The sequence below is a fragment of the Lysinibacillus sp. TE18511 genome (assembly GCF_054062295.1).
Genome location: NZ_JBSSFD010000040.1, coordinates 1 through 19,797, shown reverse-complemented (window position 1 = coordinate 19,797; position 19,797 = coordinate 1). Strand labels below are relative to the sequence as shown.

Sequence of the window (19,797 nt, the reverse complement as noted above, 5' to 3'; positions counted from 1 at the left end):
GCTACGGGTTACTCGCTTTCCGCGGGCAAGCATCGAGCCGCTTCCTTCACTACCATGTCTCAGACCGAATCACGCTCGAAATAGCTACGGGAACGATTGAAAAACTGATCCGTAATAAGCGCGCTCAGCTTCATCCAGAGGCCTTTATCCATTCAGATCAAGGGGGTCCCACGCTATCAAACGCTCTTAAAAAAACATGGCTTAGGTCAATCGATGTCACGCCGAGGAAACTGTTGGGACAATGCGCCACAGGAATCATTTTTCGGTCATTTTAAAGACGAAGTAGACTTTAGCTCCTTGAAGACACTTGAGGAACTAAAAGCGAAAATCAATCACTATATGGTCTATTACAATAATTATCGTTATCAATGGAATCTAAAAAGGATGGCTCCTGTGCAATACAGAAACCATCTCTTAGCGACTTAATCTCTTTTTTTAGTTTTGTCCTTGACTTGGGTACCACATCAGATTTACGTTCCCTACCAATTTTCTCCTTCTTTTCATTTCAAATAACATTATTTCTCTTATTCTATTTAACTGCGAACGCCGAAGTTGAATCTGCTGCTAGTTCTACTTGTAGATCCGTATATGGTAATCCATGTGCATCAGCTACCGCTTTATATACTATTTTTCCATTTACTACGTTTATCCCCTTCGCTAAAACAGGACTATCTAAAGCAGCTTGGCGATAGCCTTTATTAGCTATTTGCAAACCGTATGGAACAGTTACATTTGACAAGCCCATTGTTGAGGTACGCGCGCAAGCACCTGGCATATTCGCAACTGCGTAATGCACAACACCGTATACTTCATAAGTAGGATTACTATGAGTAGTAATTCGATCAATTGTTTCAATAGAACCCCCTTGATCTACCGCTACATCCACTACAACAGACCCCTTTTGCATCGTTTGAATCATTTCTTTTGAAACTAATTGTGGTGCACGTGAACCTGGAATTAGCACAGCACCAATTAACAAATCTGCTGTTTTCACTGCTTCAGCGATATTGTAGGTATTTGATGCAAGTGTACGAACACGTCCTTGGAACATATCATCTATTTGACTTAAGCGTGTAATATTAACGTCTAAAATTGTTACGTTTGCACCTAATCCTACTGCCATTTTCGCAGCATTCGTCCCGACAACTCCAGCACCTACAATCACTACATTTCCAGGTGCAACACCAGGAATACCACCTAAGAGAACTCCTTTTCCTCCTTTAGAATTTTCTAAAAACTGTGCACCAATTTGTACAGACATTCGGCCTGCAACTTCACTCATTGGCGTTAACAACGGTAAGGCACCTGAATCTAATTGAATTGTTTCATAAGCAATTCCAGTAACTTTACTTTCAAGCAAAGCTTTCGTTAATTCTGGCTCTGGAGCTAAATGTAGGTATGTGTAGAGAATAAGATTCTCTTTAAAATATTTGTACTCCTCCTGAATCGGCTCCTTCACTTTAATCACCATATCAACATCCCAAGCTTCCTTAGTCGATTTAGTAATTTGAGCGCCTACATCTAAATAATCTTGGTCTGTAAATCCACTACCTAGCCCTGCACTCGATTCAATTATTACTTCATGACCACCTTTTTTGTAAGCCTCTACACCTGCTGGAGTAATTCCTACTCGATTTTCATTATTTTTTATTTCTTTAGGTACACCAATTATCATTATATTTCCTCCTACCTATTTTTTTATTAGTTTTGGTTTATAACTACAAGTTTCATTTCTGTCATTTCCTCAATTGCATACTTCAGCCCTTCTCTTCCCATACCACTTTCCTTTACGCCACCATATGGTAGATGATCTAAACGGAATGTAGGAATATCATTTATAATGACACCACCTACATGGAGTTTTTGCGTTGCCTGTAAAGCAACATGGATATTATCTGTATAAATACCAGCTTGCAAACCATATTTGGAGTCATTTACTTGGTCAAATGCCTCTTGAATAGATGTAAACTTCATAATAGATACGATTGGTGCGAATACCTCCTGACAGGAAACCTTCTGCTCCGGTTTTACATTTAATAGTACGGTAGGTTGTAAGATATTCCCTTCAGATTCTCCACCAGTTGCAATAATTGCCCCTTGCCCCTTTGCTTCTTCAATCCAACTTAATGTTCGTTTTACATCTTGTGGACTAATTAAGGCTGAAACATCCGTTGTAGGATCTAGGGGATCACCAAGTTTCAACTCTTTTGTAGCTGCTACAAATTTATCTACAAACAAATCATACATTTTTTCGTGAACATAGATTCGTTGAACTGAAATACATACCTGCCCTTGGAATGCAAATGCACCGGAAACGACACGTGGAATTAATTTATCAATATTAACATTTTCATCGATAATAACAGCCGCATTAGAACCCAATTCAAGCGTTACTTTCTTAAGACCTGCTTGATTGCGTATGCCAATACCTACAGCGGGGCTACCTGTAAAAGAAATCTTTTTCACGCGATGATCCGTGACTAATTTGTTACCAATTAAAGAACCTGCACCAGTAACGATATTTAACGCACCCTTCGGTAATCCTGCCTCTGCTAATAATTCACCAATAAAATAGGAAGTTAATGGTGTTTGACTTGCAGGTTTTAATACAACCGTGTTACCTGATGCTATTGCTGGCCCTACTTTATGAGCTACTAGATTCATTGGGAAATTAAAAGGTGTAATGGCTGCCACGATGCCTAATGGTTCACGAACCGTATAGGCAATGCGCCCGTCTCCACCGGGGGCAGCATCCACAGGAATTGTTTCTCCGTGTATTCGCTTTGCTTCTTCAGCAGCAAATTTATACGTTTGAATTGTACGCTGAACTTCAGCTTTGGCGGTTGAAATAGGCTTGGCTGCTTCTAGTGCTATTAGCTCTGCTGCTTCTTCAGCACGTGCTTCTAATAAAGTAGCTAATTTTTCAAGAATAATCGCACGCTTATACAAAGGCATATTCGCCATCGTTTTACGTGCAGCATCGGCAGCTACTAAAGCTGCTTCTACTTCCTCGACATTTGCCTTCGGTATTTCTGCAATGACCTCGCTACTATATGGAGAGTATAATTCTGTATACTCTGCTGCTTCCACCCAATCCCCATTGATAAATAAATTTTTCCTCAATATAATTACCTCACCTTTCGTATTACAACTTATTTGCCAATACTAATCATTCAGCTACCCAAGCTAGAAGCATTATGAGAGACACTATCTTAGTTTGAAATGGATATTCCCAAAAGTTAGCGATGACTAACTCTCGCTCCACTTAATAATATAATTTGCCAAAACATTAGTTACTTCTACTATGCTATCTAAATGAACACATTCATCTGGTCCATGCATATTTTCTCCAATTGGCCCAAAGCACAATCCTTGTTTTCCGTAATACTGAGTAAATCGTGCATCATTCCCTCCAGCTCTTCCAACCATTATTACTTTATGTCCCATAACATCTTCTGCATTTTCGATGAATAATTTTACAAAAGGGTTCTCAGGATCTTGGTACCATGGCTCCGTTGACCATCCAAACCACTCTATAACAGGTGGATTTTTATCCATCCACTCATCGCCTAAGACAGATTTCATAATCGCATCTTGTACTAGTTCCTTAATTTCTTCGCGAGTTTCCCCTGGGATAAAACCAATTCTTCCTTCGAGGATTGCTTCCCCTGGAACTGTCGATACCCAGTCCCCAGCTTTTAGTACACCTAAGTTTAAGTGAACGGACTGTCCAGACCCCTTTTCAAATAAATCAAACTTAACATTTTTAGCACGCCATTCACTTAATTCATCCAGCGCACTAAGGATTTTCATCATTTTTGAAATAGCATTTATGCCTTCATGCGCTAAACCAGCATGCGCTGTTCTTCCCTTTACGTACACTCGGAAATACATAATCCCCCCATGACTTATTGTCATATTCAAATTATGTGGCTCTGTCGAAATGTACCCATCTGTTACGAAGCCTTCCTCCAAACATGCTAAAGCTCCGCCTCCACCACCAGCTTCTTCTTCTATAACTGAATGTAGCTGAACATCTCCAGCAATTGGATAACCTAAATCAATTAATGCTTTCAATGCGAACCAATTTGAAATAAGTCCTGCTTTCATATCGGCAGAGCCTCGACCGTATAACTTGTTTCCAATAATAACTCCACTCCATGGGTCCATTGTCCAGTTTGAATATGGTTCTGGAGAAACAACATCTACATGCCCATGAATCGTTAATGACTTACCATTGGAGACACCTTTATGTATTCCGATAATATTTTTTCGGTCTTCAAACGGAATACCTGAATCAATAAACGCTTCATGAGCTGAAACCTTCTCATATTTTGGTTCAATCTCATGCAAAATCAAGTTAAGTTCTTCATATTTTTTTTTCATGTATAATTGCATCTCTTGTTCATTACCAACAACGCTTTTTATACGTACGACATCTTGAATTGTTTTAAATAATTCTTCTTTATTTTCTTCTATATACAGTCGAATTTTTTCTTTCAAAGCAATCACTCCTTTATTTACTTCTTGTGTCATTAAAAAGAGGAAGATTATCTAAGAGATTCTCATCCTCTAAAAAGTTAATTCAAGACTTTAATCTTATCTTCATTAAAAATCTCTTTATCTAATGACTCCAAGTCATCAATAGAGTCCATGCTTCCAAGTTCTTTTTTAAAGAATCTTGTTATAAACAGCATGTAAATGATTCCGATTATTAGCCAAACGATTCCACCTATAAATGCATCAGCGTGTAAATGATACCAAAGAACTCCAGTAGCTAATGCTCCGAAAGAAGGCATTATTAAGTATTTAACGGTTTCACTGCCTGATCTCCTTTTCTGACGAATATAGAAATGAACAATAACAGATAGGTTAACGAATGTGAATGCAATTAATGCCCCAAAGTTAATGACTGAAGCAATTAATTCTAAATTTGGTCCAATTGCAAATAATGATACGATTCCCGTCAAAACAATCGTAAAAACAGGCGTTCTAAATTTAGGGTGTAAGTATCCGAAAGTTTTTTTAGGAAGTACACCATTTCTGCCCATAACAAACAGCAAACGAGATGCACTTGCATGAGATGCAAGTCCTGAAGCTACAGTAGCAGCGAAAGCTCCTGCAATGAAAAGCAGTTGGAATAACTCCCCTCCTACATATAAACCAATTTCCGGCAATGTATCATCTACATTTTCGAACACAGAAAAATCGGGGAATAATGCTTGTGTAAAATAAGAAGCAATAAAGAAAATACCCCCACCGATTAGAACAGTTAGAAGGATTGCTCTAGGAACTGTTGATGTATCCTTTGCTTCTTCCGTATACATAGTTATTGCGTCGAAACCGATAAACGAGAAAGCTACTACTGTTGCCCCAGTTAAAACCGCTATTAATTTCACATTTTCATGTGATAGTGGATGAATCGTGAATAAAGTACCATTTCCCATACCGTGATAAAGTTGTACAGAAGCAAGTATTAAGAAGATACTTATTAAACAAATCGTGAAAACAACGAGTATAAAGTTTAAGCCGGATGTTGATTCCATACTATAAGCATTAATTGCAGTTACTACAATGACATAAGCAAAAACCCAAATCCAAACAGGTACATTCGGAAACAGAGATTCCATATATATTCGAATAATTAATGCATTAACTAAAGGTAATAATAAATAATCTAATAACGATGCCCATCCTACGAGGAATCCTAGGTGAGACCCCATTGTTTCCCGGGTGTAAGTGTATGCTGAACCAGCAGCCGGGAATACCTGTACCATCTTTCCATAACTAATCGCTGTCAATACCATTACTAACAAGGCGACAAAATACGCCATTGGTACTACACCATTTGTTAATTTTGATACAATACCAAACGTATCAAAGACCACTGTAGGCGTCATATATCCTAATCCCAGAGCAACAATTGACCAAACACCTAATGACCTTTTGAGCGTAGTGTTATCTGTCATTCATCCATCCCCTTACATATTTTTAGCTGCTTCATTAAACTGCGACGAATCAATCTCATCTGTTTTGAGCACTGGTGGTTTATGCTTAAGACCTTTTGTCATAAATAATAAATAAATAACACCAATTCCTAACCAAACACTACCAAGAGCAATCGAATAAAAATCTAGGTTGATAAGCAAACAAGTTGTAAGTACTGCTCCGATTAATGGAAAAATCAAATAGAAGATAGTTCCCTTTAAGGAGCGTTCTTTTCGCTTACCGTAATATAAAAAAACGACGGATAGATTCACAGCAGTAAATGCAAGTAGGGCGCCAAAGTTAATGAAAGACGCGACAAAGGTTAGACTTAAAAACAATGCAGATAATGATAAAAGACCAATTAATAAAATGTTGTTAACCGGAGTTCTCGTTCTTTTATTTAGTTTTCCAAAAAAATTTTTAGGTAATTGTCCATCTCTTCCCATTGCGTATAATACACGTGCAGCACTTGCTTGAGATGCGGACGCGGAACCAAATACAACCACTGCAGTTTTTGCTAGGAATGCTGCTTGTAAGGCATTCCCGCCTACTAGGAAAACAATTTCATAGGAAGCAGAATCAGAATCTTTAAAACTCGTATAATCTGGCCAAACATTATGTGCTAAATAAGATACGACAACAAAACATAATCCACCAATTATTGTTACTAAAGATATTGCACGCGGTATGTTTTTCTCCGGATTTTTTACTTCTTCTGAAAAAGTAGAAACTGCATCAAAACCGAGGAAAGAGAAACATAATAGTGCAGCACCAGCAACTATATACTTAAATGACTCCTCGGTATTAATAAAGGGATCAAGGTTAAATAAAATGCCAGTCCCGGTTCCAGTTACTATTGATTTAACTGATAAGATGCAAAAGACAATTATAAATAATGCTGATAAGCCTATTACAATCATGTTGATATTTGCGCTTAACTTTACACCTCTAACATTTACAAACGTCACAAGAACTATTAATGTAAATATCCAAACATACTGTGGAACTTCAGGTATAGCAGCTGAGAAGAAAATACCAAATAGTAAAAAGTTAACCATTGGAATCAAGAGATAATCCATTAAAATTGCCCATCCCACTAAGAAACCTACATGAGAATTAATAGCTTTTTGCGCATAGGTATAGGCAGATCCCGCAATGGGGTACGCTTTTGCCATTTGACCATAACTATGAGCCGTAAACATCATCACAATTAATGCAAGTACATACGATCCGGCGACCATTCCATGAGATATTTTAGAGGCTATACCGTATGTGCTAAACACTGTAGTTAAAGCCATAAAGGCCATCCCAGTAACAACAACAGACGTTAAAGAAAGCGATCTAGACAAATTAACTGGATGTTTTATTTTTGTTCACTCCTCGAATAGTAATAAAAAAATCTTCCCGGTAAAATGATCAATTAACTAAAATAGTAGGATTGTAGACTGATTCACTATCAATTTCGCCTTGGCGTAATTGCGTCCGGATTTTGAATTGTGCCCGCACAATTCAAAATCCGTGACATCCGCCGGAGGCTTTATTTTCATTCAGTAGGTGTTTGGACATCCACTGAAAAGGAACCAAAACCGCATTCATCTCACCACCTGTAGAGGTGGGAGTTTTCTGCTGAATGAAGATATACAACTTCACCATCCATAATGGTTAACAAAACTTTCGTTTGCAGAATTTCTTTATTTTCTATTTCAAAGAGGTTTTTATCTAGTACAATAATATCTGCTAATTTTCCAACTTCTAATGTACCCAAATCTTTTTCTCTGAATGTGCTGTAGGCTGAACCTATTGTATACGCTTTCAACGCTTCTGCGAGTGTTATCTGCTCTTGACTATTCCACTCATAATCACTAGTAAAGTCTAATCTCGTAATCGCATGGAAAATTTCTTTAAAAGGATCTAATGTTGTTATTGGATAGTCTGTACCAAAAGCAATATACTCGACTGCGTCGTATAACGTTTTACATAAATACGTATAAGGGTCTTTTTCTTTACCGACACGCAATGTATGACTTTCTTTTGGCATCAATGCTAGATGAGAAGGCTGTACAGATGGAACAACCCCCAATTCTTTAAATCTCTTAATATCTGTTGGATGAATCACTTCAATATGCTCTAGCGCATGTCGTGAATCTCTCACACCATTATCCATCCTTGCTGCTTCAAATATATCTAGAGCAAGCCTAACTGCGCCATCACCAATTGTATGGAAACGAATTTGAAATCCTTCTTTGTCCGCTTTTGTCACCCAGTTTTTGATCGTTTCTACAGGAAAAGCAGTACTCCCTCGTGTTATAGGTTTGTCTAAGTATGGATCTAACATGTATGCGGTATGTCCAGTTACAACGCCATCAATAAACTGCTTAAGTCCTGCAAGCTGTAATTTTTCGGAATTGTACTTTTCACGCAAGCTTATCGCTCTATCTATATCATCATTTAACTCAGGGTAAAGATGAATTCGAGTCGTAAGTTTTCCGGCTTCATCATATGCCTTATACATATCGAAACTATTTAACTTATCAAAACTACTTGCAAACAAATCATTTACTGATGTAATGCCTAATTGAGCTGATTTTTTTAAGAACTCTTCAAACAATTCTTCTTTCCGTTTATCCGGAAATGAGAGAGCAATATCCACAACTAAATTCATTGCTGTTTCAAGAAGAATTCCTGTGATTTCATTATTTTCATCTTTTTGAATCGTACCATTAGGAGGGTCTTCAGTTTCATTTGTAACCCTAGCATTTTCAAGTGCTAAACTATTAACCCACGAATAATGACCTTCTGCGTGGAAAAGAATAATCGGGCGATTAGGAACTACTTTGTCTAAAGAAAAACGTGTCGGCAAGCATTTCTCTGCCCAATTTGTATGATCCCATCCATAGCCTATAATCCACTCATCAGCATGCACGTTTTCCGAGAATTGCTTTACTAAACTAGTAACTTCTTCTTCTGAATGAGCATCCGATAAATTGATACTTGCATGCGAGAAAAGACTACCAAACATGAGATGAAGGTGAGCATCATGAAATCCTGGCATAATAAGTTGGTTGCCATAATGATATTCCTTCGTGTCTAAATCTATAAATGGTTTTATCTCCTCCATCGAACCTACCGCAATGATTTTGTTACCTTTAATCGCAATAGCAGCTGGCTTTGCTTCATTTTCTAAACCTGTAAATACTGCTTCACTTGAAATAACTTTATCAGCGATAACCATTTATAACTCCTCTCTTTACCTAAGATTTACTTCTAATGGAACTCTTATAACAATCGATTGAAAGCGCTTACATAACTAAAGAGGTTAAATAATCGCAATAAACAATGGGCATCCACTGTTCGCCTATTAAAATAGGCGAACATAACGGACAAAAGACTCATACTAATTTAAGTTTATAAACCATATTTTTCCATTCCAAAAGTGTTGCATATTCTAATGACTCAACGTCCCCAGGTAAATAGCCAGGCATTATTTTATTTAGGATGAATCCGTTTTTCATTTGGAATGTTAATACAGGATCATATATTTTTCCTTTCATTACCTCAAGCGCATACTCATCTGCACTCATCTGCTCAGCATATTTATAGTAATTAGGTATACGACCACCAACTAAGATACTTTCTAAGTTAAGTTTTTCACATATCTTTCTTCGACCATCATAGAGATGATGCGCCAATCGTAACCCTCTATAATCTTCATGTATACCAACTTCAATACCATATAGATTTCGCCCATTAGGGTTATGATTTCGAATAAATCCTAAATCACAGATTTCAAAATAGGAGTGACTATCTCCGTAATCTTCAAAATTCACAATTAGACTTAAAGCGGTTCCTACAATTTTACCGTTATATTCTAGACAAATTTGACCTTCAGGAAACAACTCAATCTGACTTTCAAAATGTTCATATTTTAATGCCATATCAGGTCCAAAACACATCAAAGAAAGTGCGGCAACTTCAGCAAGATCCTCTTTTAAAATATTGCGGACAACTATTTCTTGTCCATTTTTTTTAAAATGTACTTGAGACATAATAAATCCTCCCTCTTATTTTATTGAAATTAAATTAAAGTTTCAGGTGTGTTGATTAACTAATTTTATCTAATTCTAATGAAAGAAAAGGGTGATTTCCGCTACGGGATACTCGCTTTCCTGCGAGCGAGCGTCAAGCCGCTTCGCTACAATCTATAAAATTGGCATTATTTATACGGTAAATATTATTAGGAAGCTGAGGAATAAGGGTGAAATTATTCAATAAACCCCTAATCAACACGCCTGTTAAAGTTCATTACTTTATTAATTGTGTAGATTTAATCCACATCCTTTATAAACTAAGTATGGGGAAAGTAATCTTTGGGAGAATGCAGAAAAGTCTACCACAATATATTTAGTTACCTAGATTGAGTCATAACCACAATATGCACTTGATTTAATGTAAATCTTATGCCATGTAAGCACATGGAACGAATGGCGGCGACTCCTTGGGGATTAGCGAACAACTTGAGACCCCGCAGGAGCGTTAGCGACGAGGAGACTCAAGGTTCGCCTCCAGGAAAGCGTCCGCCTGTAGTGGAATGTGCTGTCAAGTACAGACTTTGATGTAGAGCCCCTAGATTAGTAACAATTTTTTAATTACTTTATAAAGATCGATACAAACTTCTTCTCCAAGTACTCCTCAAGTCCGTACCAACCGCCTTCTTTCCCCATTCCACTTTCCTTCATACCACCAAACGGAGCTTGCACAACCACTGGAGCTGGATCATTAATACCAACAATTCCGAACTCTAAAGCACGCATCATTCGTAAGCCTCGACCAATGTCTCGCGTATAACAATAAGCTGCAAGACCATATTCAGGATGGTTTGCTCTTTCAACTACCTCTTCTTCCGTCTTAAATGTATAAATTGGTGCAACTGGTCCAAATGTTTCTTCTGTTGTAATCTTCATATTATCGCTTGCATATTTAATAACTGTAGGCTCAAAGAAGTAACCGCTACCATTATTTAATGTAAATACATTACCACCCGCAATTACTTTACCATCATGTTTCACAGCGTCTTCTACTTGACTTTTCACTTTTTCAAGAGCCACTTCATTAATTACTGGACCGACATTTACGCCATCTTCTAATCCATTTCCTACAACTAATTTAGATACCTTTTCAGCTAACTTTCCTGAGAATTCATCAGCTACAGTTTCTGCTACGTAAATCCGGTTGGTGCTGATGCAAGTTTGACCTGAGTTAATAAACTTAGACACTAAGATACCATTAACTGCTGCGTCAATATCAGCATCCTCAAACACAATATACGGTGCGTGTCCACCAAGCTCCATTGATATTTTCTTCACTGTATCAGACGAATCACGGATAAGTTTTTTCCCCACACGCGTCGAGCCAGTAAATGTGATTTTACGAACGTCTGGGTTACTCGTCATCTCGTTCCCAATTTCTTCAGCTGGGCCAATTACCAGGTTTGCAACTCCAGCAGGTAGTCCAACTTCATGAAAGCATTCGAATACTTTTATCGCCGAAAGAGGAGTTAAGTCAGCCGGTTTTAAAACAATCGTACAACCTGCAGCAAGTGCAGGTGCAATTTTTCTTGTAATCATCGATAACGGGAAATTCCATGGTGTAATAGCTGCACATACCCCAACAGGTTCGCGAATTACCATTAAGTGTTTATCAGCTGCAGATGCAGGAATTGTTTCCCCATAAATTCTCTTAGCTTCCTCTGCATACCATTCTAGATAGCCGATTGCACCTGCTACTTCACGAGTAGCATCTGGTAAAGGCTTACCATTTTCAAGTGTAATTGTTTCAGCTAATTCTTTTGTTTTTTCTTTCATCAATTGAACCACTTGAAACAGGTAGTTGCTGCGCTCATTTCCAGTTGTCTTACCCCAGAATTCAAATGCTCTCTTCGCACTTTTGATTGCTTCTTTAGTTTCAGTTTTACCACCTGTAGCAACAGTTCTAATTATTTCTCCTGTCGCAGGATTTGTTACATCTAATTTATTTCCTGTATCTCGCCATTCACCATTTATATAAAGCACTAGAGAACCTCCCCCTTTTTTAACTATAACCACCACTACTCGCGTGTATTTTTAAAAGCAGTAATCGAATCGTCTATAATTTGAATCATTTTTTCAATTTCTTCTTTGTTAATAATAAGCGGCGGTGCAATTGCCACAATTTGGTTATGCGCCCCGAGTGCTCTTACTATTAATTGGCGATTGAAACATGCGTCAACTACCGAATTTGCTGGGAAAACAGTTGGATCAAACAATTTTCCACTTGTTGGATCTTCATAAAGTTCAAATGCAGCCAACAGACCAATTACTCTGCAATTTGTTACAATACTATGTTTTTCAGCTAAGTAATCTAAACCTTTTTTAAGTTCTTTCTCCATTTCGTTTACGTGGTCAATAATATTATCACGCTCTAGTATTTCAATGTTTTTCAGTCCAATCGCACAAGCAGTCGGATGGCCACTATATGTGAAACCATGTGGGATAACAGCATCGAAGTTTGCAATTGTTTCTCTAATTTCATCATTCATCATGACCCCGCCAAGTTGCGAATAACCACTCGTAATTCCTTTTGCAATTGACATCATATCAGGGACAACATTCCAGTTGTTTACACCAAACATTTTCCCCGTACGACCAAATCCACAAATAACTTCATCTGCCATGAAAAGGATATTGTGCTCGTCGCAGATTTTACGAACTGCTTCTAAGTAACCTTCTGGTGGAATATTAACTCCACCCGCACCTTGCACAGGTTCAATAATAATTCCGGCAATCGTCTCCGCACCTTCTCTTTCAATTGTTCCACGGATAGAATCTGCATAGTTCGGGTCACTTTTATCACCTAACTCGCTGTTTAATAGGTGGGCTGTTGCACGAACAACTCCGTCTATATTTGATGATGCGAACTTGTGGAATGCTGCAAGACCAGTAGCTGTTTGCGCTCCTATTGTTACACCGTGATAAGCATTCGTTAGCGCAATAATCTTTCTTTTTTCTGATTTCCCTTTAAGCTCCCAGTAGAAACGAGCTAATTTAATTGCTGTATCATTTGATTCAGACCCACCTGAAGTGTAAAATACACTATTTAAATCTCCTGGTGCTAACTCAGCTAATTTTTCGGCAAGAAGAATGGATGGTTCATTTGAAAATCCTTTAAATGATGATGCATACGCAAGAGTAGATAATTGACTATTACCCGCATCTGCAAGTTCTTTGTTCCCATGTCCTAAGTTTACGTTCCAAAGCATTGACATTCCGTCGATGTATTCCACATCATCCGTACTTGTAACTATAACGCCTTTACCTTTAGCAAAGATAATAGGCGGTCCGTTGTCAATCAGAGCCTTCGGATTTGTAGCAGGATGAAGCAAGTGCTTTTTGTCCAGTTTAGCTAACTCTACAGTTTTTGATTGTTGAGTAATTTTAGTTGTCATTGATAAAACCTCCATTTATAAATTAATAATTTGCGATTGGATGGACACACTCTGGTACCAACTAACTTCAAAATAAAATTGAATCCAACTTTAATTTTCTAATTATTCTTAATTATGTAAATAGTATATCTTTACATTTTTATAATGTAAATTATAATATTTATATGACTTTCATATATTTTATGAATACTAAAAGGAGGAGTAATCAAAATGAACCTTCATCGTTTACATTGTTTTATTACAGTAGTTGAGGAAGGTAGCATTACAAAAGCTGCTACTGCCCTGCAAATGACTCAACCCCCCTTAAGTATTTTAATTAGAAAATTTGAACAAGAATTAAATGTCACTTTGTTTAATCGTTTAGGTAGATCTCTTGAATTAACACCAAGTGGAGTATTTTTATATAAAAAAGGAAAAGAATTACTTGATTTATCTGAAAATACAGAGAAGAAATTAGTCGAGTTTCATGAAGGAATTAGAGGTACTGTGAAATTGGGTTGTACTACCTCAGCAAATCTATTTATTTTGCCAAATGTCTTAAAAAAAATTCAAAAGGAAACTCCTAACATAGTTACACATGTTCGCGAGGGTAATACATCCTATATTTTAGAAGAACTAAGAAGTCATAAAATAGATATTGGAATTGTCCGAACTTCAGTGAGAGCGGAGGACATCCATACTTCAACACTACTAACAGAACCTTTACTTTTAGCTCTTCCACCCAACCATCATCTATGTGAAAAAGATTCTATTGAAATTGCAGACTTGAAAAACGAACGATTTCTTTTAAATACAACATCTTATGGATCAGGTGTTGCTGATGATGTGATCGAGGCATGCCAAAAAAGTGGATTTACGCCTAATGTCGTTTACTGGGGAACAGAAACATTACCAACACTTATGATGGTAATGAAAGGCGCAGGAATTTGTTTTGTACCTAGCTGTTTCAAGCTACTTAATTCTCCTGATTTACCGGTACTTAGACCACTAGCAAATCCAGTGTTACAAACAAAACTTAATATAATTACACTTAAGGATCGTTACATGACATCAATTTCCAAACGATTTCTTGCGATTACCGAAGAGGTTGCAGAGAAAATGACAAGCATTTTCAATGATTAATGTGATTTAAGTAATGGCGTTTAAGTTAAAATATTCGGTAGATAATGCATAATAAATAAAAATAAGCATTCTCACTTTAATATCAGTTAAGATAAGAGTGCTTTAAATTACCACCTGCTAAAGCAGGTGGATTTTGTCATGAATGTCCACGACTAAAGTCTTTTTTATTTATGGCTGAAGCCCTTCTCAAAGCTCTTGTGCTCAAGCACACTGAATATGGACTAAACTCATTCTTCAATACAGAAAACATCATTCTCATGTTCATTAAATTGTTTCGCAATGTAATTTCTTATAATTCCCTCGTTTACTGTACCAACTGTCACACAAAAGTATCCCATCGCCCATAGATGTTAGTCCCAATATCTTTTTTTATTCAGGAAATTCGTCTTACAACAGTCTTGACGATCTTCCTTTTAGATATTGCAAGATTTTGCTTGGTGCCAAACTTGGTGGGTATGATAGTAACAAATGAATATGGTCTTTCCCAGTACTGCCTTGCAAAATGATGATTCCCCTTGCTTCACAACCCCGTCTTATTAGAACTTTTACTCGAATTGTGGTTGGATCACTCAGTATTAAACTACATTTCTCTACTATTCTATCGATGCACCATCATCAAGGAGGTTCTAGGGTGATAAATAGACAAAAAAACAATGTACTTAGTGTACGGATTAGGATTTTTATATGTCAATTGTGCTTGATGTTATGTACATGGTGGATCAGGTCATTATGCGTTACTCTATATGTATGGCCAGACCAATACAAGAACAAGGAGCCCTGGAAGAAAAAAGCACCTACACATACAATCCATTTGTACAGAACCTCGACTTACCGAGTACTGTAAAATTGAATCATAAGCGAAAGTGCTTATTTCTCTAAGTATAACGTTATACGTCCCAATGAAAACATCAGGATATCCTTCACCATGGTTGCTTTGCTTCCATGCTCTTTACCCCTGTTTATTATTCTTATTTAAGCTCTGACGTTTTTCCTTAAATAAAATCACTCCAATCAAACCAACGATGGAGAAGATAACTGGCGTGATGAAACCATAGTAATATCCATCAACTAGATTTCCTGAAGTTGATTGAAAATGATCTAATATATATCCAAAAATGATAGGTAGCAATACAGCACTTAGAAAGCCGCCCGTATTCGCAATCCCTGAAACAATTCCTGATTCTTCAAGTTTAAAAGATTGACGTACAGCTGCAAAGGTTAATGCACTTGCCCCATATCCAAAGCCAATGATAAAAAAAATAATAATTAGAAAGAAAAAGGAAGGATGACCATTACATAAAAGGAAAGAAAACCACCCTAATAAAACAATGATATGAACGACAATATACGGTCTTTTAATTGTTTCTAATCGACTTGAAATCCAACTAGCTAGAGGTGCTCCAATAAGTGCCCCGATAAGACCGATCATAATCAGCTGGCTGGCATCAGAACGAGTCATTTCATACACATTCATCCCATATGGTACTGCCCACGAACTGATAAACCCTACATAACCGCCGACTACCCCAAAATGGCAAAAGAATAGAGCCCACGCTTGTGGATTTGAAAATATTCTTCGTAGTAAAACTGATGTTTTTTCACGTTGCACTTCTGCTGTATCAACTACTTGCTCATCCCCCAAAATTTGTTTTGTTTTTTTTACAAGTACAAAATAAAGGAGAAAACCACATAAACATAATAGTAGTCCTACAGAGAAAAATGTTACCCTCCAACCAAATAAAAGTATCCACGTGGAGTAAGGTACTGTCGCCAATAAGAAACCAAGACTTCCTGTCATGCCCGCCAGTCCAATTAATCGAACAAATTCCTTTGGTTGAAACCATTGGGCCAAAATTAGCACCATATTAACCCATATGGTCGCATCCCCTACCCCAGTTAGTATTCTGGCCAAAAACAGGACGAATTCATGTGTACTTAGACTATAAATAATAGTACCTAAACCTGTAAAAGTAGCACCAATAATAAGAAAAAAATTTGGCCCAAATCGATCAGCTAAAATCCCCATCGGAATTTGCAAACTCGTGTATACAAAAAATTGTATACTCGTCAATAACCCAATTGTTGATGCTGTTACATTAAAATCTCGCATCAATTGGTCTGTAATCAATCCTGGGGCGGTTCGTTGACTCGCCATTAACAAATAAGTAAATAATACAGAAACAAATACAACCCATCTATATCTGCTATTTTGTTTGTCCAATGATTTCTACTCCTATTAGCTTTTACTCTATATATATGAATTACAGGTAACGTTAAAAACCTGTTTTTCAAAGTAGTTTTATGATTTGAATTTGGTTGAAAATGCTTTTAATCGTGAACAAGAAATTTTGTTATGCATTGAGAGTAGTAGAGTATATCTATTCTATTAATTACATTAGTAGCTTTGTAAAAAAATCTAAGAGAAAAGATCGAATTTTTGTTTACACAGTCTTTATTAAGCTTTAAAAATATCTACATACTAGTTCAACATCCCTTTTCTAAAATATAGTTGAATACATATTTTTAGATAGGAGATGGAGAAAATGAGTAAAAAGTTATTAATAGGTGCAGGGCTGGCATTTTCATTGTTATTCACCCCGTTCAATCAAGCGTTTGCAGAAAAACCAACAGTAGGCGAAAGAAAACAGGTAGAAAATGTAGCACACCGTGGTGCAGCAGGTTATGCACCTGAAAATACGATTGCTGCTTATGATTTAGCAGTTGATATGAAAGCCGATTATATTGAAATAGACGTTCAAAGAAGTAAAGATGGGGAATTAGTATCGATTCATGATACAACAGTAGATCGTACAACAGATGGGACAGGAAAAGTAGGGGATTTAACACTTGAACAACTTAAAAGTCTTGATGCAGGTAGTTGGAAAGGGGAACAATTTACAGGCGAACAAATTCCAACATTTGAAGAGATTCTTGATCGTTACCATGGGAAGGTTGGAATTTTAATAGAATTAAAAGCTCCAGAGTATTACCCTGGTATTGAAGAACAAGTGGCAGAGTTAATAAAAGAACGAAATCTGGATAAACCACAAAATAAAAAAATCATCATTCAATCTTTTAACTTTGAGTCAATGAAAAAGATGAATCAGCTTCTTCCTCAAGTTCAAATTGGTGTATTAACTTCTAATCGTGCACATACAACTATGGATGCTTTAAAAGAATTTTCTACCTATGCGGATTGGTTTAACCCAAGCTATGGAATTGTAACAAAAGAATTAGTGAATCAAGTTCACTCTAATGATATGAAAATTGGATCATGGACGGTACGTAGTCAAGAAGCAGCAGACTTTCTATTCGAAATGAAGGTAGATGCAATAATTTCTGATTATCCAAATTATGTAGATCCTAGAAATTAATATATTTGTAGAGAAGTTAAGAAGGAGTAGTTTGGGGCTTATCCTAAGAATACGGGCATGATGTACTTCATTTAAATCATCATACAGTTGTTCTGCTTGCCTGTTTGCATAACATAAATGGTTAATTAGGTCACGCTTCTCTCCGTCAGGGGTAAGCTCCCATCCTCCATCAAGAGCGTATGTTTCAGGAGTTACATACAACTGCTTCGCCCATTTTGGCGGCTGCATTTGACACTCCAAAAGCTGATCTTAAATATCTTGTGGTGCATCTTTAAAAACAATCGGATTATGAAACAAGCCGCGCTCCATAAGCTCAGACAAAGCATTCGAGATATTATCATTCCGATAGCATACTAGAGATAATAAAATGTCTTCTGCTTCACTTTCATTGTTAATAACGAGTAATAATTAGATAAATCTAGGATACACATTATAACCGTGTTCCTATTTATAATTCAAATAAGAGCACAGATCTATCCAGCTTTCCTGAAGTCATCTGTGCTCCTCTACGTTTTCACACCTAGTACCCACAATGTTGGCCCATTGGACCTGAATATACTTCACCTAATTACTGGGCATAATCACCAGTATAGTTTACAAGTGAACAAGAATGCACACCTTCAATTTTATTTAATACATTCATAAAGGCCGTATTATCATCTACTAAGCGGATTTCTACCGTCATTTCAATAAAAGCATTGCGTATTGTTTTTGATTTTAGCTTCGTGTTTAATTTTTGCAATGTTTTACGCACCTCGTCTCCAGCTTCCTCATTATGTTGGAGAATTAATAAATACGTTTCGCCACGTACTTTTTTCTTCGATAACCAAGCTAGTGTTGGGAACGATATTAACGTTTTCTAGTGTATAAAAATTATTAATTTTTTGAGATAGGTGTAACCAATCGATTTAACCAAAAGGACTTTTTTACATATGTCTGTTGAAGAAGTATCAGTTAAATGAAATGATTTAACTACTTTTTAATATTTATTACTTTGTATCCAACAAATATGATTAAAAACCAAACTGGTGCGACATATAGGGCAACACGCATTTCTGGAATAAACGCCATTAATACAATAACCATTAATAAGAATGCAATGGCAATATACGTAGAAAATGGATAAAGCGGAATTTTGAATTTCAGTTCGGCTACTTCATCTTTCGTTTTTGACTTTCTAAATTTCAATTGTGCTAATAAAATAATCATCCAGCTTGTAATGACTGCAACAGTCGCAACAGCAGAAATATAGATGAACACTTTTTCAGGTACTACATAGTTTAAGACAACCGCAATTAATAACACCGCTGAAGAAAATAAAATCCCTCTACGCGGACTACCGTTTTTGCTTACTATTTTAAAATATTTTGGACCATTTTTTTGTACCGATAAGTTGTGTAGCATACGTCCTGAACCGTATAAACCACTATTAAATGCAGACATTGCTGCTGTAATTACAACAAAATTAATAATGTGAGCCGCAGCAGGGATGCCGACGTAATCGAAAATTTGAACGAACGGGCTACCTTCTGAACCAACTTCGTTCCAAGGATAAATAACCATCATAACGCCTAATGCACCAATGTAGAAAATTAAAATACGCCAAACGATGTTGTTAATAGCTGAAGGAATTGACTTGCTAGGATTTTTTGCTTCTCCTGCAGAAATACCAACTAATTCAACCCCACCGAATGAGAACATAACTAATACTAGTGACATTAAAATACCATGGAAACCATTTGGCATGAAGCCACCGTGTGCCCATAAATTATCGAAGCCAATTGCTTCACCGTGGTTGCCAACACCGAAGAAAATAATGGCTAATCCTAGAAC

The 19,797-nt window shown here is 36.8% G+C and carries 16 protein-coding genes and 1 pseudogene; 3 read left to right on the top strand and 14 right to left on the bottom strand.

Annotated features, from left to right (window positions below):
• Positions 1-29: 29 nt before the first annotated feature.
• Positions 30-426: pseudogene (locus ACVWXS_RS21095) on the top strand (IS3 family transposase); the annotation flags it as partial.
• 103 nt (positions 427-529) lie between these two features.
• On the opposite strand, the gene ald reads toward ACVWXS_RS21095, so the two are convergent.
• The 9 genes from ald to ACVWXS_RS21050 form a co-directional block, all read right to left on the bottom strand.
• Positions 530-1,675: an alanine dehydrogenase gene (gene ald / locus ACVWXS_RS21090; protein WP_427519983.1), complete on the bottom strand. Its 1,146-nt coding sequence runs from the start codon at positions 1,673-1,675 to the stop codon at positions 530-532.
• A 26-nt stretch (positions 1,676-1,701) separates the two neighbouring features.
• Positions 1,702-3,129, bottom strand: coding sequence for an aldehyde dehydrogenase family protein (locus tag ACVWXS_RS21085; protein WP_423474267.1), 1,428 nt, complete (start codon positions 3,127-3,129; stop codon positions 1,702-1,704).
• Between the two features lie 120 nt (positions 3,130-3,249).
• Complete coding sequence (locus ACVWXS_RS21080; protein ID WP_456960036.1) at positions 3,250-4,503, bottom strand: ArgE/DapE family deacylase; 1,254 nt, start codon at positions 4,501-4,503, stop codon at positions 3,250-3,252.
• Between the two features lie 77 nt (positions 4,504-4,580).
• The gene (locus ACVWXS_RS21075; protein WP_456960035.1) at positions 4,581-5,969 is read right to left on the bottom strand and encodes an APC family permease; all 1,389 of its coding nucleotides are present in this window, start codon (positions 5,967-5,969) and stop codon (positions 4,581-4,583) included.
• A gap of 12 nt (positions 5,970-5,981) precedes the next feature.
• On the bottom strand, positions 5,982-7,337 hold the full coding sequence (locus ACVWXS_RS21070; RefSeq protein WP_456960034.1) for an APC family permease: 1,356 nt from the start codon (positions 7,335-7,337) through the stop codon (positions 5,982-5,984).
• Between the two features lie 248 nt (positions 7,338-7,585).
• Positions 7,586-9,220, bottom strand: a complete 1,635-nt coding sequence (locus ACVWXS_RS21065) for an amidohydrolase (protein WP_456960033.1) — start codon at positions 9,218-9,220, stop codon at positions 7,586-7,588.
• 157 nt (positions 9,221-9,377) lie between these two features.
• Positions 9,378-10,034, bottom strand: coding sequence for a GNAT family N-acetyltransferase (locus ACVWXS_RS21060; RefSeq protein ID WP_456960032.1), 657 nt, complete (start codon positions 10,032-10,034; stop codon positions 9,378-9,380).
• A 600-nt stretch (positions 10,035-10,634) separates the two neighbouring features.
• Positions 10,635-12,056 (bottom strand): NAD-dependent succinate-semialdehyde dehydrogenase, encoded by a 1,422-nt coding sequence (locus tag ACVWXS_RS21055; RefSeq protein ID WP_456960031.1) that lies wholly within the window; start codon positions 12,054-12,056, stop codon positions 10,635-10,637.
• Between the two features lie 35 nt (positions 12,057-12,091).
• Complete coding sequence (locus tag ACVWXS_RS21050) at positions 12,092-13,468, bottom strand: aminotransferase family protein (protein ID WP_456960030.1); 1,377 nt, start codon at positions 13,466-13,468, stop codon at positions 12,092-12,094.
• Between the two features lie 210 nt (positions 13,469-13,678).
• On the opposite strand from ACVWXS_RS21050, the gene ACVWXS_RS21045 reads away from it, so the two are divergent.
• Entirely contained in the window at positions 13,679-14,590 is a 912-nt protein-coding gene (locus ACVWXS_RS21045; RefSeq protein WP_427519990.1) for a LysR family transcriptional regulator, read from the top strand.
• A 227-nt stretch (positions 14,591-14,817) separates the two neighbouring features.
• Here ACVWXS_RS21045 and ACVWXS_RS21040 read toward each other — a convergent pair whose 3' ends face one another.
• The 3 genes from ACVWXS_RS21040 to ACVWXS_RS21030 all read right to left on the bottom strand — a co-directional run bounded on the left by ACVWXS_RS21040 (position 14,818) and on the right by ACVWXS_RS21030 (position 16,811).
• Entirely contained in the window at positions 14,818-14,928 is a 111-nt protein-coding gene (locus tag ACVWXS_RS21040; protein WP_427519991.1) for a hypothetical protein, read from the bottom strand.
• A 49-nt stretch (positions 14,929-14,977) separates the two neighbouring features.
• Entirely contained in the window at positions 14,978-15,163 is a 186-nt protein-coding gene (locus tag ACVWXS_RS21035; RefSeq protein ID WP_456960051.1) for a transposase, read from the bottom strand.
• Between the two features lie 376 nt (positions 15,164-15,539).
• Complete coding sequence (locus ACVWXS_RS21030) at positions 15,540-16,811, bottom strand: MFS transporter (protein ID WP_456960029.1); 1,272 nt, start codon at positions 16,809-16,811, stop codon at positions 15,540-15,542.
• Between the two features lie 322 nt (positions 16,812-17,133).
• Here ACVWXS_RS21030 and ACVWXS_RS21025 point away from each other — a divergent pair, with 322 nt between their 5' ends.
• Positions 17,134-17,964, top strand: coding sequence for a glycerophosphodiester phosphodiesterase (locus ACVWXS_RS21025; protein WP_456960028.1), 831 nt, complete (start codon positions 17,134-17,136; stop codon positions 17,962-17,964).
• 568 nt (positions 17,965-18,532) lie between these two features.
• Here the strand turns inward: ACVWXS_RS21025 and ACVWXS_RS21020 are convergent.
• On the bottom strand, positions 18,533-18,706 hold the full coding sequence (locus tag ACVWXS_RS21020; RefSeq protein WP_456960027.1) for a hypothetical protein: 174 nt from the start codon (positions 18,704-18,706) through the stop codon (positions 18,533-18,535).
• 230 nt (positions 18,707-18,936) lie between these two features.
• Positions 18,937-19,797, bottom strand: an 861-nt coding sequence (locus tag ACVWXS_RS21015; RefSeq protein ID WP_456960026.1) for an amino acid permease, incomplete at its 5' end; no start/stop codon positions are given.

What these genes read in the sequence shown, in the direction of transcription:
- ald (WP_427519983.1), bottom strand. Translation starts at nt 1,675, where the DNA reads ATGATAATTGGTGTACCTAAAGAAATAAAAAATAATGAAAATCGAGTA.
- ACVWXS_RS21075 (WP_456960035.1), bottom strand. Translation starts at nt 5,969, where the DNA reads ATGACAGATAACACTACGCTCAAAAGGTCATTAGGTGTTTGGTCAATT.
- ACVWXS_RS21065 (WP_456960033.1), bottom strand. Translation starts at nt 9,220, where the DNA reads ATGGTTATCGCTGATAAAGTTATTTCAAGTGAAGCAGTATTTACAGGT.
- ACVWXS_RS21060 (WP_456960032.1), bottom strand. Translation starts at nt 10,034, where the DNA reads ATGTCTCAAGTACATTTTAAAAAAAATGGACAAGAAATAGTTGTCCGC.
- ACVWXS_RS21050 (WP_456960030.1), bottom strand. Translation starts at nt 13,468, where the DNA reads ATGACAACTAAAATTACTCAACAATCAAAAACTGTAGAGTTAGCTAAA.
- ACVWXS_RS21045 (WP_427519990.1), top strand. Translation starts at nt 13,679, where the DNA reads ATGAACCTTCATCGTTTACATTGTTTTATTACAGTAGTTGAGGAAGGT.
- ACVWXS_RS21040 (WP_427519991.1), bottom strand. Translation starts at nt 14,928, where the DNA reads ATGGGATACTTTTGTGTGACAGTTGGTACAGTAAACGAGGGAATTATA.
- ACVWXS_RS21025 (WP_456960028.1), top strand. Translation starts at nt 17,134, where the DNA reads ATGAGTAAAAAGTTATTAATAGGTGCAGGGCTGGCATTTTCATTGTTA.